The organism is Bradyrhizobium sp. Cp5.3 (assembly GCF_000426265.1).
Classification (GTDB): Bacteria; Pseudomonadota; Alphaproteobacteria; order Rhizobiales; family Xanthobacteraceae; genus Bradyrhizobium; species Bradyrhizobium neotropicale.
Genome location: NZ_AUFA01000024.1, coordinates 67,854 through 85,766, shown reverse-complemented (window position 1 = coordinate 85,766; position 17,913 = coordinate 67,854). Strand labels below are relative to the sequence as shown.

General features: G+C 61.9%; 20 protein-coding genes and 1 pseudogene. 11 read left to right on the top strand and 10 right to left on the bottom strand.

All coding sequences use genetic code 11. The annotated features are described in order from the left end of the window. Positions 1-160: 160 nt before the first annotated feature. The 11 genes from K289_RS0127345 to hypE are packed head-to-tail and all read left to right on the top strand — an operon-like array spanning position 161 to position 9,164. A complete protein-coding gene (locus tag K289_RS0127345; RefSeq protein ID WP_027554430.1) occupies positions 161-607 on the top strand; it encodes a hydrogenase accessory protein in 447 nt (148 codons plus the stop codon). Beyond that, positions 604-1,467, top strand: a complete 864-nt coding sequence (locus tag K289_RS0127340) for a hydrogenase expression/formation protein (protein ID WP_027554429.1) — start codon at positions 604-606, stop codon at positions 1,465-1,467. Before K289_RS0127345 ends, K289_RS0127340 begins: the two co-directional genes overlap by 4 nt. Beyond that, positions 1,464-1,673, top strand: coding sequence for a rubredoxin (locus K289_RS0127335; RefSeq protein ID WP_027554428.1), 210 nt, complete (start codon positions 1,464-1,466; stop codon positions 1,671-1,673). Before K289_RS0127340 ends, K289_RS0127335 begins: the two co-directional genes overlap by 4 nt. Further along, complete coding sequence (gene hybE / locus K289_RS0127330; protein ID WP_027554427.1) at positions 1,670-2,185, top strand: [NiFe]-hydrogenase assembly chaperone HybE; 516 nt, start codon at positions 1,670-1,672, stop codon at positions 2,183-2,185. Before K289_RS0127335 ends, hybE begins: the two co-directional genes overlap by 4 nt. Further along, a complete protein-coding gene (locus tag K289_RS0127325) occupies positions 2,182-3,252 on the top strand; it encodes a nickel-dependent hydrogenase large subunit (RefSeq protein ID WP_027554426.1) in 1,071 nt (356 codons plus the stop codon). Before hybE ends, K289_RS0127325 begins: the two co-directional genes overlap by 4 nt. Continuing rightward, entirely contained in the window at positions 3,245-3,586 is a 342-nt protein-coding gene (hypA, locus tag K289_RS0127320) for a hydrogenase maturation nickel metallochaperone HypA (RefSeq protein WP_027554425.1), read from the top strand. The genes K289_RS0127325 and hypA overlap by 8 nt, the downstream gene beginning before the upstream one ends. Continuing rightward, positions 3,586-4,494, top strand: a complete 909-nt coding sequence (gene hypB, locus K289_RS0127315) for a hydrogenase nickel incorporation protein HypB (RefSeq protein WP_027554424.1) — start codon at positions 3,586-3,588, stop codon at positions 4,492-4,494. The genes hypA and hypB overlap by 1 nt, the downstream gene beginning before the upstream one ends. Further along, a complete protein-coding gene (gene hypF / locus K289_RS0127310; protein ID WP_027554423.1) occupies positions 4,491-6,752 on the top strand; it encodes a carbamoyltransferase HypF in 2,262 nt (753 codons plus the stop codon). The genes hypB and hypF overlap by 4 nt, the downstream gene beginning before the upstream one ends. Continuing rightward, positions 6,752-6,988 (top strand): HypC/HybG/HupF family hydrogenase formation chaperone, encoded by a 237-nt coding sequence (locus K289_RS0127305; protein WP_027554422.1) that lies wholly within the window; start codon positions 6,752-6,754, stop codon positions 6,986-6,988. The genes hypF and K289_RS0127305 overlap by 1 nt, the downstream gene beginning before the upstream one ends. Then, on the top strand, positions 6,985-8,127 hold the full coding sequence (hypD, locus tag K289_RS0127300) for a hydrogenase formation protein HypD (protein WP_027554421.1): 1,143 nt from the start codon (positions 6,985-6,987) through the stop codon (positions 8,125-8,127). Before K289_RS0127305 ends, hypD begins: the two co-directional genes overlap by 4 nt. Then, positions 8,124-9,164, top strand: a complete 1,041-nt coding sequence (hypE, locus tag K289_RS0127295; RefSeq protein WP_027554420.1) for a hydrogenase expression/formation protein HypE — start codon at positions 8,124-8,126, stop codon at positions 9,162-9,164. The genes hypD and hypE overlap by 4 nt, the downstream gene beginning before the upstream one ends. Positions 9,165-9,795: 631 nt before the next feature. On the opposite strand, the pseudogene K289_RS0127285 reads toward hypE, so the two are convergent. The 10 genes and pseudogenes from K289_RS0127285 to K289_RS53125 all read right to left on the bottom strand — a co-directional run. Beyond that, positions 9,796-10,096: pseudogene (locus K289_RS0127285) on the bottom strand (alcohol dehydrogenase catalytic domain-containing protein); the annotation flags it as partial. Positions 10,097-10,155: 59 nt separating this feature from the next. Beyond that, a complete protein-coding gene (locus K289_RS0127280; protein WP_051310871.1) occupies positions 10,156-10,650 on the bottom strand; it encodes a DUF3788 domain-containing protein in 495 nt (164 codons plus the stop codon). Between the two features lie 40 nt (positions 10,651-10,690). Further along, positions 10,691-11,434, bottom strand: a complete 744-nt coding sequence (locus K289_RS0127275) for an FMN-dependent NADH-azoreductase (protein WP_027554417.1) — start codon at positions 11,432-11,434, stop codon at positions 10,691-10,693. A 43-nt stretch (positions 11,435-11,477) separates the two neighbouring features. Further along, the gene (locus K289_RS0127270) at positions 11,478-12,023 is read right to left on the bottom strand and encodes a carboxymuconolactone decarboxylase family protein (protein WP_027554416.1); all 546 of its coding nucleotides are present in this window, start codon (positions 12,021-12,023) and stop codon (positions 11,478-11,480) included. A 34-nt stretch (positions 12,024-12,057) separates the two neighbouring features. Continuing rightward, entirely contained in the window at positions 12,058-12,801 is a 744-nt protein-coding gene (locus tag K289_RS0127265) for a nitroreductase family protein (protein WP_245284017.1), read from the bottom strand. A 129-nt stretch (positions 12,802-12,930) separates the two neighbouring features. Beyond that, positions 12,931-13,887 (bottom strand): AraC family transcriptional regulator, encoded by a 957-nt coding sequence (locus K289_RS0127260; RefSeq protein ID WP_027554414.1) that lies wholly within the window; start codon positions 13,885-13,887, stop codon positions 12,931-12,933. 153 nt (positions 13,888-14,040) lie between these two features. Then, positions 14,041-14,214 carry a hypothetical protein gene (locus tag K289_RS50725; RefSeq protein ID WP_156918207.1) on the bottom strand — a complete coding sequence of 58 codons (174 nt, stop codon included), beginning with the start codon at positions 14,212-14,214 and terminating at the stop codon, positions 14,041-14,043. 470 nt (positions 14,215-14,684) lie between these two features. After that, the gene (locus K289_RS0127255) at positions 14,685-15,077 is read right to left on the bottom strand and encodes a response regulator transcription factor (RefSeq protein ID WP_027554413.1); all 393 of its coding nucleotides are present in this window, start codon (positions 15,075-15,077) and stop codon (positions 14,685-14,687) included. Between the two features lie 39 nt (positions 15,078-15,116). After that, positions 15,117-16,718, bottom strand: a complete 1,602-nt coding sequence (locus K289_RS0127250) for an MASE4 domain-containing protein (RefSeq protein WP_245284016.1) — start codon at positions 16,716-16,718, stop codon at positions 15,117-15,119. Positions 16,719-17,525: 807 nt separating this feature from the next. Beyond that, a complete protein-coding gene (locus K289_RS53125) occupies positions 17,526-17,663 on the bottom strand; it encodes a zinc ribbon domain-containing protein (RefSeq protein WP_084788730.1) in 138 nt (45 codons plus the stop codon). Positions 17,664-17,913 lie beyond the last annotated feature (250 nt).

Below are 17,913 nucleotides of genomic sequence, written 5' to 3'. Positions count from 1 at the left end.
ATGCAGCGAGGTCCGAAGCGCCCATGCCCCACGACCGGGCGCGCCCGGTGCTCGGGGCGGGCAGCTGCTAGATAGGAGGGAAAAGGTCCTATCAGATCCTGGCATGTGTCTTGCTGGCTCGTATTGCGGGCAGGATCACAAGCTTGTTAGGGGAGGTTTGATGGAATTCCAGCAGGGAAGGCATGATCTGGCACGACGAGGTTTGCCGGAGGTAGATGCTACCACCGTCGATCGTTTTCTGAACGGGACCGACGAAGCAGGCGCATTCGCGGTGCTGCTCTCAGCCGGGGACCCAGCGCGGTTTCCGGAGGCGATTGACGTTGCGGTCGTCCTGCCGGAGCTGATCGACGCATTCGCTGGAAGACTGCGTGGCGCGGTGATCGCGCACGATGCCGATAGCGAGCTCGGCAAGCGTTTCGGCGTGCGCGTTCAGCCGACACTGGTCTTTGTCGCCCGCGGCGAGACGCTGGGGCTGATCGCCAAAATTCAAGACTGGTCAGTCTATGTCGATCGTATCGGCGAGCTGATCGATCGTCCGCGTGGCGCGTGCGCTGCCGTGGCGGCGACTATCATTCCTTCCCATCGCTCGGAGGGTGTCGAACTATGAAAGCCGGTTTCTGGACCGCGCCGGAAGGCGCCGCACAGCCGATTAATGTGTTTGCGATCGGCGAGGAAAGTCTCAATGCATCGAACGGCAGCTTGGCCGCAGCCGGTGCCCTGGCAAAACTTGCAGAGCTCGACAGCGCGGAATTGGCCAAGAGCTGCCCGAACGCGATCGAATTGCTCTCGATGGTGGCGGCGGTGATCGCAAGCCAAAAGGCGGATGCGCCGACGCAACTGTTCCGGCTCGGCAACCTCAACGATCTCGAACGCAAGCTGATCGCCGACGTGCTCGGCGAGGGCGAGGTTGCAGGCGTGGTTGCGTTGCCGGACGGCTCGCTGATGCAGATCCAGGAATCGGTGCTGGCCGGGATCTGGCGCCTGCGGCTCGAGACCGGTGCCAACCACGAATATCTCGAGGTTGGTGCAGTCCCTGAGATCGTCAAGCGCGCGGCCGCCGACCTGACCGCTTCGGATTTCGAGATCGGGCAGACGCCGGAAGGCGCCATGAACGTGCTGCCGGTGCTTGCCGAACTCCGCGAACGGGCGCTCGCCTGGCGGCCGGGCATCCGCTCGCAGATCATCAATTTCACACTGCTGCCGATGAGTCCGGTCGATATGGGTTTTCTTCGGGAGACGATCGGGAACGCGCCGATCCAGCTGGTTTCGCGGGGATACGGCACCTGCCGGGTGCAATCGACGGGCATCCGCAATGTCTGGTCGGTGCAGTTCTTCAACGCCATGGACACCATCATCCTCGATACGCTGGAAGTCGGCGGCGTGCCGCGCGTTGCGCTTGCTGCAGATGAGGATTTCGAGGACTCCGCCGAGCGGCTGCAGGAAATCATCGAGGCCTATTTCAAATGAGCGGATTTGAGAATTTTGGTGTGCGCGCGAACGTTGCCGACGTCACGCGGTTGGAATGCGGGATCTGCTGGACGGTGTATGACCCGGCGGACGGCGATGAGGTGGCACAGATCGCGCCCGGCACGCCCTTCACGGCGCTGCCTGATGAGTGGCACTGTCCGAATTGCGACGCCCCGAAATCCAAGTTCATCGTGCTCGAATCATGACGGGGCGCGCGCACGGTGCTGGCGAGAACACCGACGCGGCGGCGTGGGGGAAGCTCCTTGCCGGCGCCTACCGCGAGATTGGCGAGCGCGCGATGCGCGATGTGCCGATCTACAACGATGCGCTCGGCGTCGAGGCGGTCGGTTTCCGCCCGTTCAGCGGCACGATCGTCGGCATCATGCTCACACCCTGGTTCATGAACGTGGTCATGCCGGCGAGCGCGATGGCGCAGGAAGCGCAAGCGTCGACAGTGCGTATCCACTTCTCGGCGGGTGATATCGAGTTCACGCTGAGCGAGATCGCACAGATGGGCCGCATCGCGAGCTGCTCGCTGTTTTCGCCGATGTTTCGGTTCTCGGACATGGCCGCCGCGCGGGCTACGGCCGAGGCAGCGCTCGCCGAACTGATGCTGCCGGCGGACAGCGAGGAGGCGGTCCGGCGCCGCGAGCTCGCGACAAGCCCGATCGATCGACGTAACTTCCTGCGCGGTGTTCTGACGGAGCGGCGGGAATGAGCCTGGCGTTCCGGAACGAAATCGACGTCACGGTGCTGTTGTCCGGCAGCACGATCGCCGATGTCGCGATTCTGCCGCGGAGCCGCCCGCCATTGGCGCGTCTGTTTGCCGGCAAGCCTGTCTCGTCGCTGCCCTCGGTCTTGCCGCGGCTGTTCTCGTTGTGCTCCGCGGCCCATGAGGTGGCCTTCCTGTCGGCGGTCGAAGCGGCGCGGGACGAGACCGTTGCTTCCGAGGTCCTGAAGGCGCGCATCGACGCCCTCATCGCCGAGCGCCTGACCGAATTGTTGCGCGGCTTCTTCGTCGGACGCTCGCTGGGAGGCGGCAGCGCTGCGGCCGTTCGCGCCTTGATGAGAGCAACGACCGTCCTCGGCGGCGGGCTTGCCGAGCGCCGTGAGGCGGTGTCGCAGATCAGGGAAGCGCTCACGGCGCTTGGGATCGCGGGTGGAGCGCAGCAAACCGGGCCTGGAAGCGTACTGGCGGCGCATCTTTCGGGGCTCGATGGCGATGCATTGTTGTTGCCCGCGGTCGAACAATCCTTCCTATCTGCCGCCGACGATCTCGATGTCGTCCTGCGTCTTCTGGCCGACGGTCCGGCATTCTCCGATGCGCCTGATCTCGATGGTCAAATACCCGAGACGGGCGTCTGGGCACGCCAGGGCAGGCATGCGCCGGCATCGCCGTTGGTCGCCGGGCCCGCGGACCGCTTGAAGGCGCGGAGCGCAGAGGTGGCGCTGCTCTGCACGCGGCTCGAGACGGACGAAACGGCAGCCGACGACGGCGTCGTCGCGAGCTACTGGCTTGGACGCGGCAGAGGCGCGGCCGCCGTAGAATGTGCACGCGGCCGGCTCTATCACGTCGTCGAGATCGACGGCGATCGCATCGCACGGTTCGAATTCCTCGCGCCGACGGAGTGGAACTTCCATGCGCGTGGGCCGCTCGTGCGCAGCCTGCGCGGCTCCGAACTTGGCCCCGGCCGACAGGGCCGGGATGCTGTTCGCGCGCTGGTCGATTGCTTTGATCCCTGCGTCGGCGTCAGCCTCGGCTTCCGCGAGGTTGGCCATGCATGAGATGGCGCTTTGCGAGGGCATCATCGAGATCGTCGAGGAGGAGGCGCGAAAGCGCGCATTCTCGAGGGTGCGCGCAGTGTGCCTTGAGATCGGCGCGCTGAGCCACGTTGCGCCCGAAGCGATGACGTTCTGCTTCGAAGCCGTCGCGGCGAGCACCATTGCGCGAGGCGCGAGGCTGGAGATCATCGAGACGCCGGGAACCGCCTGGTGCATGGCCTGCTCGACAAGCGCCGAGATCAAGCAGCGATATGAGCCATGTCCCGCCTGCGGCAGCTATCAATTGCAGGTCACCGGCGGGCAAGAGATGCGCGTGAGGGAATTGGAGGTCGACTGATGTGCACAGTATGCGGTTGCGGCGACGGCAAGCCCATGATCGAGCACATGCATGATCATCATCATGGGCATGATCATGCGCATCACGATCACCAACATGGCCATGGCGGGCACCATCACCACCACCATCACGATGCGCGTGACCATCGCCACGACCACGAGCCCGGGGATCTCGGGCTGGTCGATTGCAGCGCCAATCCGGCCGGGCAGGTGATCGCAGGCATGAGCAGCGATCGCATCATCCTGGTCGAGCGCGATATTCTCGGCAAGAACAACCGGCTTGCCGCCGAGAACCGCGCATGTTTTCGCGCCGACAACGTGCTCGCCCTCAATCTGGTGTCGAGCCCCGGTGCCGGGAAGACCTCGCTGCTCGTTCGCGCCGTGTCCGAGCTAAAGGACGCCTATCCGGTCGGCGTGATCGAGGGCGATCAGCAGACTTCGAACGATGCCGAGCGGATCCGCGCGACGGGCGCGCCGGCAGTCCAGATCAACACCGGCAAGGGGTGCCATCTCGACGCCGCCATGGTCGGCGAGGCCTACGAGCGGCTGCCTTGGCTCAATGGTGGCATCCTGTTCATCGAGAATGTCGGCAATCTGGTGTGTCCGGCAGCTTTCGATCTCGGCGAGGCCTGCAAGATCGTGGTGTTCTCGACCACGGAGGGTGAGGACAAGCCGCTGAAATATCCGGACATGTTTGCAGCGTCCTCGCTGATGCTGATCAACAAGATCGATCTTGCTCCCGTGCTCGATTTCGATCTTGCCAGGACGGTCGAATATGCCCGGCGAGTCAATCCGAACATCGAGGTCCTGATGGTATCGGCGCGCACTGGGGAGGGATTTGCGGCATTCTACGCCTGGATCCGCAAGCGGGCCGCGCAGAAATCGGCCGCGATAGCCGCATCGGCATGATCATGGACGGCGAAGCCACCGCACGCGAGAGACGAAGGTTGCGCCTGCACGTGCGCGGCGCCGTGCAGGGCGTGGGTTTTCGTCCCTACGTCTATGGCCTCGCCACGCGCTACCGACTCGGCGGTTTCGTTGCAAACGATCCCCATGGTGTGGTGATCGAGATCGAGGGCGACCATGCGGCCGATTTCGTTACCGCGCTACCGCTGGAAAAACCACCGCTGGCAAGGATTGACGAGATCTCGGTGCAGCCAATCGGCGCCGTCGCGAGCGCGGAATTCTGCATCCGCCCCAGCGAACAGGGCAGGGTGTCGACGCGGATCGTCGCGGATGCTGCGACCTGTCCGCAGTGCCTGAACGAATTGTTCGACCCGAACAGCCGGTTTTACCTCTATCCCTTCGTCAACTGCACCCATTGCGGTCCGCGCTACACCATCGCCGAACGGCTGCCCTATGATCGCAGCACCACGGCGATGAAGCAGTTCGCGATGTGCGCAGCCTGCGCCGCCGAATATGCCGATCCCGCAAGCCGCCGCTTCCATGCCGAGGCGATTGCCTGCCCGCAATGTGGCCCACGCCTCAGCCATCGGATGAGCGAGATCGCGGCCGCCCTTGCCGCGGGCAGGATCGTCGCGATCAAGGGGCTCGGTGGCTACCAGCTCCTGTGCGATGCCCGTGACGATGACGTCGTGCGGCGGCTGCGGCAGAGAAAGCAGCGGGATCAGAAGCCGTTCGCCGTCATGGTCGGCTCCAGGGACGTGGTCGATGAGATCGCCGCAGCCCAGGCGACCGAGTCGGCTTTGTTGGAATCGACGCCGCGGCCGATCGTGCTGATGAAGTCCCGTCAGAGTCTCGCATCCGCGATTGCGCCGGATCTGTCGCGGATCGGCGTGATGCTGCCCGTCGCGCCGCTCCATCATCTGCTGTTCCACGCACTGGCCTCGACGCATCCGCGCCCGGACGGCAGTCGCTGGGTCATTGTCGTGACGAGTGCCAATCCAGGCGGCGAGCCGCTGGTGATCGACAATGACGAGGCGGAGCGGCGGCTGGCGGGCATTGCCGACCTGATCGTGACCCATGATCGCGACATCATCACACGCGCCGATGATTCCGTGGTTTCGGTCGTCGCCGGGCATCCCCGGTTCATCCGGCGGGCCCGCGGCTACGTCCCCGACCCGATTCGGCTGCCACGGCCGGTGCCGTCCGTGCTCGCGGTCGGCGGCGCACTGAAGACAACCGTCACGCTCACGCGAGGTGACGAAGCCTTTGTCTCGCAACATATCGGGGATCTCGATACCGCCGAAGGCGTCCGCTTCTTCGAGGAGACGATCGAGCACCTGATCGCGACGCTCGATGTGGAGCCGGTCGTCGTGGCGCATGATCTCCACCCCAACATGGCTTCGACCCGCTTTGCCGATGCGACGCGCCGCAGCCTGATCGCGGTTCAACATCATCATGCGCATGCGGCGTCGGTGATGGTGGAGCACGGCATTGACCGGCCGGCGATCGCGCTGGTGCTCGATGGCTTCGGTTATGGCGACGACGGCGGCAACTGGGGGGGCGAGCTGCTGCTATGCGATGGGGGGCGCTTCCGCCGGATCGGGCACCTCACGCCCTTGAAGATGGCGGGCGGCGATCGCGCTTCGCGCGAGCCCTGGCGGATGGCGGCGAGCGCTTTGCAGGCCTTGGGTCGCAGCGAAGAGATTGGTCGTCGCTTTGCAGAGCAGCCGCGGGCTGCGGGGGTGGCGGCATTGCTTGAACGGTCCGACCTGCCCACGACCACCAGCGCCGGCCGGCTGTTCGATGCGGCCGCCGGATTGCTTGGGATCTCGACGCGCCAGAGCTACAAAGGCGAGGCTGCGATGAAACTGGAGGCGCGCGTTCGCCGCCCGCAGGTGGCCGAGGGCGGCTGGACCCTGGCGCAAGGCGTCCTGTCCCTGCTTCCGCTCTTACGGCTTCTGGCGGATGCGACTGATGCGAACGCAGGCGCGGGGTTGTTTCATGGAACGCTGGCGGCGGCCTGCATCGACTGGATCGAGCGTGCGGCGCGACAGACGGGTCACACCACAGTCGTCTTGAGCGGCGGCTGCTTCCTCAATGCCGTTCTCAGCGAAGAGGTGTTGCGCGGCTGTCGCTCGGTCGGGCTCAATGCCCTGCTGCCGCGCCAGGTGCCGCCGAACGATGGCGGCCTGAGTCTTGGCCAAGCCTGGATTGCCGCCCAGACAGTTGCGGAACAACAAGGATTTGAAGGAAACGCCTGATGTGTCTCGCCATACCTGCTGAAGTCACAAGACTTCTCGCTGATGAGATGGCCGTTGTTTCCATCGACGGGGTTAGCAAGGAGATTTCCGTGGCGCTGATCGAGAACCTCGCCGTCGGCGATTATGTGATCATCCATGTCGGCTATGCCCTCACCAAGATTGATCCCGAGGAAGCTCGACGCACGTTCGAGCTGCTACGCGAGCTCAGCATCGAAGGGCAGGGGGCCGTGCATTGAAATATGCCGACGAGTTTCGCGACAAGGAAATCGCGCTAGGGTTGGCGAAAGCGATCCGCTCCGAAGCCGATCCGCAACGGCCGTATCGTTTCATGGAGTTCTGCGGCGGTCACACCCATGCGATCTCGCGCTACGGCCTGGAAGACATGCTGCCGAAGAACGTGCGGATGATCCACGGGCCCGGCTGCCCCGTCTGCGTGCTGCCGGCGGGGCGGATCGATATGGCGATCCGGCTCGCCGAGCGACCTGACGTGATCCTTTGCGTCTACGGCGATCTGATGAGGGTACCCGGCTCGCAAGGCGCCTCGCTGTTGAAGGCGAAGGCGCGTGGCGGCGACATTCGCATGGTCTACTCCACGATCGATGCAATCCGGATCGCGGAGCAGAATTCGGAGCGGGAGGTCGTCTTCTTTGCCATCGGCTTCGAAACCACGACACCGCCGACCGCCGTCATGATCCGGCTTGCGGAGAAGAAGCGGCTCGGAAACTTCAGCGTGTTCTGCAATCACGTGCTGACGCCGCCGGCCATGCAGAACATTCTGGAGAGCCCCGACATTCGTAGCATCGGTCGTGTCGAGATCGACGGCTTCGTCGGTCCGGCCCATGTCTCGACCATCGTCGGCACCGAGCCCTACGAGTTCTTCGCCGAAGAGTTCGGCAAGCCGGTGGTGATCTCGGGCTTCGAGCCGCTCGACATGATGCAGGCAATCCTGATGCTGGTGCGGCAGGTCAACGAACACCGGCACGAGGTGGAGAACCAGTATAGCCGCGCGGTTACGCGCGAGGGCAATCTGCGCGCCAAGGAGAAAATTTCGGATATCTTCGAGTTGCGCGATCAATTCGAATGGCGCGGCCTTGGGCTCGTGCCATATAGCGCACTGAAGGTGAAGCGTGCTTACGTCGATTTTGATGCCGAGATACGTTTTGGCATGAATGAGCTTCGCGTCGCCGACAATCCAGCCTGCGAATGCGGTGCAATTCTGCGTGGGGTAAAGAAGCCGGTCGACTGCAAGCTGTTCGGTACGGTGTGCACGCCGGAGAACCCGATGGGATCCTGCATGGTCTCCTCCGAAGGCGCATGTGCCGCCCACTGGACTTACGGCCGCTTCCGCGACCATCAGCAGAGGCAGGCGTCATGAAGGCCTATCAGCACAAGCTCGACATCAGGGATGGCTGCGTCGACCTCTCCCACGGCTCCGGCGGCCGGGCGATGTCGCAGCTCATCTCCGGCCTGTTCCACGAGGCCTTCGGCAATGAATGGCTGGCGCGCGGCAACGACCAGTCGGCATTCGACGTCAACGGCGGGCGCATGGTGATGACGACCGACGGTTACGTGATCTCGCCGCTGTTCTTTCCCGGCGGCAATATCGGTTCGCTCTCGGTGCACGGCACGGTCAATGACATCGCCATGGCGGGCGCGCGGCCGCTCTATCTGTCTGCAAGCTTCATCATCGAGGAGGGCTTTCGCTTTGCCGATCTGAAGATGATAGCCGATTCCATGGGCGAGGCAGCGCGAACGGCGGGCGTTTACATCATCACGGGTGATACCAAGGTAGTCGAGCGCGGCAAGGCCGACGGCCTCTTTATCTCGACAGCCGGCGTTGGCGTCGTGCCAGACGGGTTGCACCTCTCCGCCGAGAAAGCCCGCGTCGGTGATCGCGTCCTGATCTCCGGCACGCTCGGCGATCATGGAGTCGCCATCATGTCCAAACGGCAGAATCTCGCGTTCGAAACCGCGATCGTCTCGGATTCCGCGTCCTTGCATGATCTTGTGGCGAAGATGGTGGCGGCTGGCGGCAAGGGTATCCGCCTGATGCGCGATCCCACCCGCGGAGGGCTCGCCGCGACGCTCAACGAGATCGCCTATCAGTCGGGCGTCGGCTTCCGCCTCCAGGAAGATACGATCCCGGTGAAGCCGGCCGTTGCTGCGGCCTGCGAACTGCTCGGGCTCGATCCCCTCTATGTGGCCAATGAAGGCAAGCTTGTCGCGATCGTGTCACCCGATGTCACGGAGGGAGTGCTTGCCGCCATGAAAGCGCATCCGCTTGGCCGTGATTCGGCGGATGTGGGCGAGGCAGTGGCCGACGATCATCACTTCGTGCAGATGACAACGAGTTTTGGCGGCGGACGAATTGTCGACTGGCTGTCGGGCGAGCAGCTGCCACGGATCTGTTGAGGTTCACGAAGCGCATTCTCCTCCTGGTCGCATTCCTTCAATAGCCTGACGCAGCGGCTGCATGTCGACCTTAGAGGGGGCGGCCATGAGGTCACGGTCGAGCTCGACATCCATGCCAACGTCCCCCGCGAGAGCGTGGCGTTGTACCAGCCGGACCTCATCGTCGCGCCATTCCTGAAACGGGCGATTCCGGACGATGTCTGGCGCGCAGTGCGCTGCCCTGATCGTTCATCGCGGTCCGCCCGGCGATCGCGAGCCTGCCGCGCTCGATTGGGTGATCCTTGAAGGCGTCGCGGAATGGGTGTGACGGTTGATCGGGTGTTTTGCGCCTCGAGGATGTGAACCCACTCGGGAGCCAGTTCTAAGCTGGCGACGAATTGCGTACGAACGGCGGCTTTTGGCGAACTACCAAAGATCGACGTCGCGAGTTAGGCTGCCCTCCGGCACGAAAACAGGGCTCCGGAAATAGTGGGTCTAGCGATGTAGCGGACCCCCGCTACCACCTTTCCCCACACTGCTTTGACTTGGTTTGCGTAGGCCTTTTCCCCCAGCAGGGCGTTTAGCCGGCCAGCTATCTCCACGGCTGCACCACCTGGGCGTGCTGGGTCGCGGAACACCGTGACCGTGTTTTAGCGCCCAACGTGAAGTCGACATCGCCGGGTGAGGTTGCGTGCCTCCATGGCGACGTCCTCAGCGAGCGTGCCGTCGCGATGCCAGTCCGCCAGGCCGAATACCCGCTGACCGATTGACAGCCCTGCGGTGTCGTAGCCCAGCGCGGTGACCACACCGGCCAGCTCGTGGCCGAGGATCGACGGCGTCCGGTCACGGAAGGCGCGGTCCGCCCAGGTCGAAGGCCACTCCAGTTCAGTGTTGACGAACCCCGCCGCGTGAACCCGTACGACGACGTCGTTTATCGCTGCCTGCGGCTCGGGCGACCGCTGCTCGGGCTCCTCGGAACCATCGCGCGGCGAATCTAGCATTTTTGCGAACTTCAACCGTGCGACGGCGGCGGGCGCTTCATAGTCAGAAGCTCCGTCACATCATGCAGATCATCTGCCGATGAGATGGCAACCGTCAGCCATTTTCCGTCGATGTATGTTTTGGCTTCATCGTAGAGCTTGACCAATTGCGGGCGCCAGACATAACGCCGCTCCTCAAACTTCTCTCGTTCTGCGCCACCCATGACCACCACAGCCGAAAACAGCCGATATTCCGGCACCAGGGTGCAGAACGCCCTGGTTTTCTTGTAGCGCAAGGACCAACCACGGTTCTTGCCACCGTAGAGCCAGTCCGGCGCGAAAACTCCTGGGTAGAATTCGTCGATCCAGTTCCGCAGCCTGGCCCAACGCCCGAACGCCTCTGGCCCGATCCATTCGCGGACGGCGCCGTCGTCGGGTGGTGACGATTTGTCGGTGATCCTGTCGCCGATTTGGGGAAGCGTCTCGCCATCAGCGGCTGTTGCTCTCGTACCTGAAGGTGAAATCATCAGAAGACCTCATGGTCATAGTCCGGCTGAGGCCGGAGGATTATGGTGAGGGCGTGCCAAGAGCTCGCGGCGCGCCCTTAGGGAACTCCCGGTGCGACGCTCTCCGAAGCGGGCGGTGCGCCTCGCGATGCAGTCTGCCGGTGCCTGAGAGCACTGCAGGGCGACCATCGACGCCGCGAAGCTTCCCCATCAGATCGATCGCCGCCAAAGCCTTCTCCCTCGCTAATGCAGCCTGGTCATGATCGAGGAAGGCGGTGGCTTGAATGGGAAGAAAGTGCAGGGTTTTTAGGCCAATGGAGTTCAACGCCAACGTCAGGTAGGGAGTGAGAAAGTCGGGTTGGTTGGCTCGGTCGCCGGCAAAGATGCCGCCGGAGGCGACTCCGATGAATACCGGACGGTCCCGCAGCATTCCCACCTTTCCCGTCGGCGTCGCCTTCATCGTGCGGCCGACGCGCAAGATTTGGTCGATCCACGCTTTGAGGACCGAGGGAATAGTGTAGTTGTGCATGGGCGATCCGATGACGATCACATCGGCCGCTTCGACCTCCTGGATAAGCGCTTCGGAAACATCCAGAGAAGCCTTCGGAGGGGCGGCTAACGTGGCGGGCGACGCCAACGCGGCGGCATAGTCAGCCACGGTGTGGGGTAAGGGTTCAGTCCCTAAATCACGCCGGCTGATGCGCGCCCCGGGCGCAACCTCGAGAAGCTTTTCGACGATCGCGGCCGAAAGCTCACGGCTGTGCGATTCTCGACGCGGACTGCTATCAATATGGAGAATGTGCATGTGATCGATCCCAATGACTTCGAGAGGTTGCGACGGGACAAGCTTAGATGGAGCCGGACGGCGTTACGGCGGGAAAGTCCTTCTCGGGATCAAACACGTTGTTAAGGAAGTTCGTCAGGGAGTACATGGCGACCAGCGCGACGATCTCGATGACGTTTGCATCCGTGTAGCCGACATCGCGGACGGCTTTCACATCGGCGTCGCCGACCTTGCCGCGGGTCTTGATGACTTTGCGTGCAAACTGGACGGCTGCGTCGCGTTTTGGATCGCTGGCATGGCCCTTGCGAGCGAGAATGATGTCATCTGCCGGCAACTTAGCCAAATGCTCAGCCGTAAAGCTGTGAACGGTCAGGCAGTAGTCGCACCCATTCACTTCGGAAACAGCGAGGCCGATGCTGTCACGCGTTTTCACGTCGAGCGCCTTGCTCAAGGAGCCGAGCAGGGTGGACCATGCGTTGAACGCGATCGGGCTCGCCGCGAAGGTCGCCATCATATTTGGGGTAAACCCGATGTTCTTAGTGAACGTATCGAGGGTCAGTTGCGAAGCAGCCGGCACCTGTTCCGGCTTCAGAGCTGCAACTCTTGGCATCTTACACTCCATAAGTTTGTGATTTGATTTGGAATTATGCAAAATCCAGCACATCGGCCACCGGCATGCGCGGCTTCTGCGGCCAGTTGCCATCTCGCTCCGGCCCTACGGTCAGCAGCATCACCGGGATTTCATCGTCGGCCAGGCCGAACTCGCGGTGCACGGCTTCGGCGTCGAAACCGATCATCGGCGTTGAACCCAAGCCGAGTGAGCGGGCCGTATAGATAATCGCCGCGGCGCCAAAGGTGGCGGAGCGTACCGCCTCGTCGCGCTGCCGCTGGGGTTGATCGTCATACAGGCCGCGAGCGGGCGCTTCCCATTCCGGCACCAGGTGCGCCGGCATGATGCCGGCTTCCACCACCGGCGCCAGACGCTCAGGAACGGTGCTGGCATCCGCTAACCGGCCGATGATGATGAAGGTAACGGCGGCGTCGGTGATTGCGGGCTGATTCCAGGCGATCGGACGCAATCGAGCCTTGGCCTCAGGCGTACGGACGGCGATGAACCGCCAGTTCTGCAGGTGGAAGGATGTCGGCGCGGAAGTACCGATCCGCACTAGGTCGCGGATCTGATCGTCGCTCAGGGTGGCAGCAGGGTCGTAATATTTGGCGGCACTGCGGCTCAGAATGGCTTCGATGACGACGTTCGTGGGCGCCGTCCGCGTGGGCAAATGGGAAGGCTGGGGCGCGAGAGCGATTCCGCTCGTCTCGGTCTGCGCGTGGGTTTCGGCTATTGCGCCGGTTGCCAGTTTGTCGGCGGCGATGCTGATGCAGTTCATTGGGTGGCTCCCTCATCAAGTGATTACGGAGCCCAAGTTACGGCTAGCAGTGCAATATTCGAGACTTGATTAGCTCAATATGATGCTCGAAAGGATCAAGTTGAAGCATATGAGGCCCGGGCCGCGCGTCTATTCGCTTTTGTGCGCCAGTCGGCGCCATTCCCCCGGTGTCATCCCCATCCTCTCCGCAAACACACGTCGAAATGCCGAAACGGATTGATACCCGACCGTCTCAGCCACGGCCTCAGTGCTGATCGCTGGCTTTTTCAACTCGTTGGCTGCCAGACTCATGCGCAGATCGATCAACAGATCGAGGGCGGAGCAACCTAGCCTGTCTTGAAAGTGCCTCATGAACGTAGCGCGCGACATGCCGCACAAGTCCGCCAAATCAGGCAGTTTCCAAGACCGTGTTGGATCGGCGAACAGCGCCGCAATTGCCGGAGCCAGCCGCGGATGGCCGGCCAGGGCCAACAAGCCTTCAGGTGTTCTCTCGGCTTCGCTTGCCGCACGCAATACCAGCGTGAACAGGGCCGAAGAAAGCGCGTTGAGAATGGCACGTCCTCCCGCTCTGTCACCATCGGACTCCATTCGCATCAGCCTCACTAGGCTGGCCAGTTGGCTGGAGGCGGAGCCGATTCCGTCTTCTCCATGGCCGTTCATGGCCCGCGTCACCAGATCCGCGGGCATGTAGTTGCGGATCAGCCGGTCATGGGGTGGCGCGATGAAAAATCGCCCACACATCAGATCTAGTTTTTCGCCCTCGCCATCGTTCTCGCTCAGCATCCATCCGGCCGCCCCCCGGTGTTGCCGGGTACAAATAGGTGTTTGCCCACTACCGTCGTGCAGCACATGCGCCGCACCGTGAGGCAGCAGCACAATATCTCCGCTCACCAGCTCTCGTGCTGCTCGCGTCTCCGGATCCTCGATAATGGCGCGGCCCTTGACTATGACGTGGTAAGGAATTTCGTTCGCCGCAGCCTTGCTCCAGGTAACGCGCCACGGCGCACCATAGGCGCAGCGGACCTCGAGCTGACCGGTTACGGTGACGATTTGTAGGAGACGGCTTAGCCAGTCGACTTCAGGCATTGGGCCTCGAAAACCGGAAATGGTGAAACATCTTACTGTCGCGTCGCGCGGTCCGGGCAAGCAACCTGAAGTGTAATATCCCCCGTCGGCTCCATAATATGAATTATAGGTCGGATAGCCCCAATACGAACTATAGGCGGGATAGCCCCAGTACTAAGGGTAGGGATGACCCCGCCGTACCTGATAGCGCACGTCCGTCACGGCTGGTATCGCCGCCTTGATCGACGTGCCATTGATCGGCGCAGTAGACGATTTGGCCGTGGCGGCCACTGCGATAGGAACAGCAATTGCGAGCGCAATCGCAAGGCTGCTGACTTGAATCTTCAAGGTAGCTCCTGTTCGTGTCAGAAATGACTATCCACCAACCGACGAGAATGACCTTCCAACGCCGGCGAGGGAAATCACCTCCCGCCATAGAGTCGATAGACGATCGTTATTGCCGCCGCGCCGCGTGATGCCGTAGCGAGGAATGCCACCAACCGCACCTGCAGAGACTCCCGTTGCCGCCCCTGGACCAATCGAGGTTGCGCGTGCCAGCGCGCCGACCTTGACCGTGACGCCGCTCCTACAGTGGATTTGTCGTGCGCCACGTCGCCGACCGGATGCCGGACCGAGGTAAGAGAGGGAAAGACATCGCCAAGCTGCGGATGGACAGGATGCCCACAGAAAAATTTTGGAAAGCCGGATACGTGGGTAACGACCAACATGTTACGCCTCGATGATTTGGCACCGAACCTTTGCAGACCATGACGTCGTGATTTCCTCCCTCGGTCAACGCTCCCACGTGACTGTGATCATCATGAACGATATTCATCTGGCTTGGCCCGCTCCAGAGCCGACGAGACGCATCCAAACAAAGCATCCTCATCAAACGGCTTTGTCAGGTAGCAAACGATGCCATCAGCCAACGCACGAGCCCGAACGCTGTCGTCTAGGTGAGCGCTGATCAGGATTGTTGGAATGGCATAGCCCGATTCCACCAACCGACGATGCAGCTCAATCCCGGTCATTCGCGGATACTGAAGGTCCACGATCAGGCAGGAGGTATTGCGAACATTCGGGGAGGATAAGAAAGCCAGCTCGGATGGGAAGGCCTCGACCGTGAACCCCCAATATTTCATCAGACCCACTATAGACTCGCGAAAGTCCTCATCATCATCGATGATCGAGATCAGGGTCTCCGTAGGCAATTCGGCCTCCTGCATCTTTCAAGAGTAGCACCGCGCATGCTAGTGCTCCCGGTGGGCGGGCAGCGTGAAGTGAAAAATGGCACCTTGGGGTAGATTGGCGGTCACCCACAACCGGCCCCCATGGGCCTCGATGATCGACCGGCAAATCGACAGTCCCATCCCCATCCCGTGCACCTTGGTCGTAAACTGCGGTTTGAATATCAGATCGATAGCGCGCGGCTCGACACCCTTCCCCACGTCTTCCACCGACACCATCAGACTGTCGGAGTTGTAGACTTTCGACCTTAAGGAAAGTACCCGGTCCCCATCTTCAGTGGCCATTGAATCGATCGCGTTCGTGATCAAATTCACGAGCACCTGCTGCAGCTGAACCTGGTTGCCCTCTATCGGTGGGAGCGATTGGTTGTAGTCGGCTTGAACCGCTATCCGATGCGTCTGCAGGTCGTCGCGCACGAGCGCCAGAGCTTCGCGGATCAGATTGTTGACGTCGAGCGAAGTCTGGGTTCGTGCATCATCCCTCTTGAAGAGCGTCCGAATATTCTCGATCACCGCGCCCGCCCGGTGCCCGTTGTTCACGATTCGCTGTAATGCGGCTTTGGCCTCATCGATGTTTGGCGTCGCGCGATCAAGCCAGCCCAGGCTCGTACTGGCGTTCACAGTCATCGCCGACAATGGCTGCTTGATCTCGTGCGCAACGGTGGCTGCGATCGCGTCCCCCGTCAGCAGACGCACCTCGCGCTCGCGGCGTTGGGCAAGGACTGCGCGCAGCAGTTCGCCGTATAGCATCGTCACTTCTTTCATCAGGATGAGCAGCACAAGGCTACCGGAAAGCACGCCGTAAACTCGCCCGGCATACCAGCCGACGCTAAAGCGGTACGGTATAGGAAAGGCGGTGAGGGCAATCTCGATGATGTATGCGCACAGAACCAACATCAACCAGAGATCGAGCACCGAGCGCTGCCACAGCCATAGCAAGACAAGCGCGAGGACGAATAATGCCGCCATCGGCCCGATCACGTAGTACCAGAGATAGGAAACCTCCGCCGTGTCGAGCATGATGCGCGGGAGGAGCGCATGGCCTGCTGTAACGAAAACTGTTGCACAACAGACGAGCGCAGTAACTGATCCGACAGTCGTAAGGACCCTCGCACGAATGGAGCGTGGCGACAGCCATTCCATCGGATCGGCATCCTTCAGCAGAGTATAGACGATCGCGAACAGGGCGAAGCCCACGTGCGACAGGACATAGAGCCAAACCGTACTCTGCAGGCCACCGCCAAGGCCGCCCTCCGGCGCCAATACGCCTGGAAATGTGAGCGTCCAAGGAATTGCAATGAGCGCCGTCAGGCAATAGCCATTCGCCAGCGCGAGGAGCGCAGGCGAGCGTAGGACGGAAAACTGCGCGAAGAGCAGGGCTGCGGTGATAGAGTCGATGACGAAAATCGCAGTGCCGTAGGCGGGTATAAAGGCGTCAACCCGCCTCAGTGGCAGGCCCGAGAGCGGGCCTGCCACGATGACAAAGACAACGAGCAGCACTAGCACAACGCCAAGCGCGAACCGCCTTTGAGCGACGCTGGGCGAAAGATTGGAGAGTACAAACTCCTGCGCCCGTAATCCGGCCGCTGACCTTTCCATGAACATATTCGCCTCACGTCGAAAGCCCGCGATGGGCGGCGATATCGAGATCGGCGGCCTCTAATTCGAAATCAGACTTCCAGAATGTAGTGCCTTTCCTACCCACCATTTGCTCGACGAGATCGTCCGATCTCACTAGCCCGAAGTCGCAGGGCGCCTCGATCACAGTCTAGTGCTGGCGATCACCTTTGCCAATGCCGGCACGACGCGAGTGCAATTGAGCGATATGGACGTCTCTCTGACCTGACCCAGCCGAAAGATGCGCAGCCCGCTAATGAGTGGAAGAGGCCCGGATGTGCGCGCGAGAAAGGACACGAGAGCTTCACTCAGGGCCCGCTCGCGCCGGAGGTGGGCTGACCAGGCGCGAGTCGTTAGCTAGCTCAACCGGCGACGATGGGACTCGATTCGGGCGCTGGGAGGGTTGGTTCCTCCAAACGATGCCGGCCCCTACCGTCAGTCTGCTTCGCTGCCACGAAGCGTGGCTCTAAGCACGTGACAAATTACCGGCTGCGGGCTGCATCTCAGTTCGGTCTCTGTGTAGCGGTCCAGCGTTGCCGGACGCAGTGAGATGGAGGTCGGGGCCTCCTCGAGGGCAGCCGGTTCCGCCTCGACGCGCAACCGCTCCTGCTTCAGCTCGGCGATCCGTTGCTTGGCATCCTCCTCCGTACTTGATCACGAGATCAATGTTGCGCTGACGCTCGCCTTCGATCCGGTCACGTTTGGCCTCTAATCGCAGGCGCTCCGAGGAAGCGTTCCCCGCAAGTGATCTCGCTCACTGTTCAAGTTGCGGACGTAGGTCTCGATCAGCGTCTTTCAACTAGATGATCCGGCGATTCGAGCAACTGCTGCTCTCGCGCACGGCTGAGCAACGAATCCTGGTCCTTCTGTCTTGTCGCGGTCGTGAACTGACATGCCAGATCCGCAATAACCGCACCGAAGAAGACCTGACAGGACATGCGGCGCCCCGTCGCTTCATGTGGCTGGCCTATTCCCCTTCTTCGAAGCGCGCGTGCGCACAAGAATCAGGTTACACCAGGGTAAAAGCGGACATCATTTGGCAGACAGGACTGCCTGGCTCCGTCGAGAATGACCCAAGAGCGACGTGCGCGTGACCGAGGAACGCGAAGATCTCTCAAATACATGTTGGTCTTCCTCAAACCGGAAGCATGTTGATCACTGTACCAAAAACAAAGCACAGCGA

Bases quoted from the DNA above. Each gene is read 5' to 3' on its own strand.
- K289_RS0127345 (WP_027554430.1), top strand. From the start codon at position 161: ATGGAATTCCAGCAGGGAAGGCATGATCTGGCACGACGAGGTTTGCCG.
- K289_RS0127340 (WP_027554429.1), top strand. From the start codon at position 604: ATGAAAGCCGGTTTCTGGACCGCGCCGGAAGGCGCCGCACAGCCGATT.
- K289_RS0127335 (WP_027554428.1), top strand. From the start codon at position 1,464: ATGAGCGGATTTGAGAATTTTGGTGTGCGCGCGAACGTTGCCGACGTC.
- hybE (WP_027554427.1), top strand. From the start codon at position 1,670: ATGACGGGGCGCGCGCACGGTGCTGGCGAGAACACCGACGCGGCGGCG.
- K289_RS0127325 (WP_027554426.1), top strand. From the start codon at position 2,182: ATGAGCCTGGCGTTCCGGAACGAAATCGACGTCACGGTGCTGTTGTCC.
- hypA (WP_027554425.1), top strand. From the start codon at position 3,245: ATGCATGAGATGGCGCTTTGCGAGGGCATCATCGAGATCGTCGAGGAG.
- hypB (WP_027554424.1), top strand. From the start codon at position 3,586: ATGTGCACAGTATGCGGTTGCGGCGACGGCAAGCCCATGATCGAGCAC.
- hypF (WP_027554423.1), top strand. From the start codon at position 4,491: ATGATCATGGACGGCGAAGCCACCGCACGCGAGAGACGAAGGTTGCGC.
- K289_RS0127305 (WP_027554422.1), top strand. From the start codon at position 6,752: ATGTGTCTCGCCATACCTGCTGAAGTCACAAGACTTCTCGCTGATGAG.
- hypE (WP_027554420.1), top strand. From the start codon at position 8,124: ATGAAGGCCTATCAGCACAAGCTCGACATCAGGGATGGCTGCGTCGAC.
- K289_RS0127280 (WP_051310871.1), bottom strand. From the start codon at position 10,650: ATGATTTCACCTTCAGGTACGAGAGCAACAGCCGCTGATGGCGAGACG.
- K289_RS0127275 (WP_027554417.1), bottom strand. From the start codon at position 11,434: ATGCACATTCTCCATATTGATAGCAGTCCGCGTCGAGAATCGCACAGC.
- K289_RS0127270 (WP_027554416.1), bottom strand. From the start codon at position 12,023: ATGCCAAGAGTTGCAGCTCTGAAGCCGGAACAGGTGCCGGCTGCTTCG.
- K289_RS0127265 (WP_245284017.1), bottom strand. From the start codon at position 12,801: ATGAACTGCATCAGCATCGCCGCCGACAAACTGGCAACCGGCGCAATA.
- K289_RS0127260 (WP_027554414.1), bottom strand. From the start codon at position 13,887: ATGCCTGAAGTCGACTGGCTAAGCCGTCTCCTACAAATCGTCACCGTA.
- K289_RS0127250 (WP_245284016.1), bottom strand. From the start codon at position 16,718: ATGTTCATGGAAAGGTCAGCGGCCGGATTACGGGCGCAGGAGTTTGTA.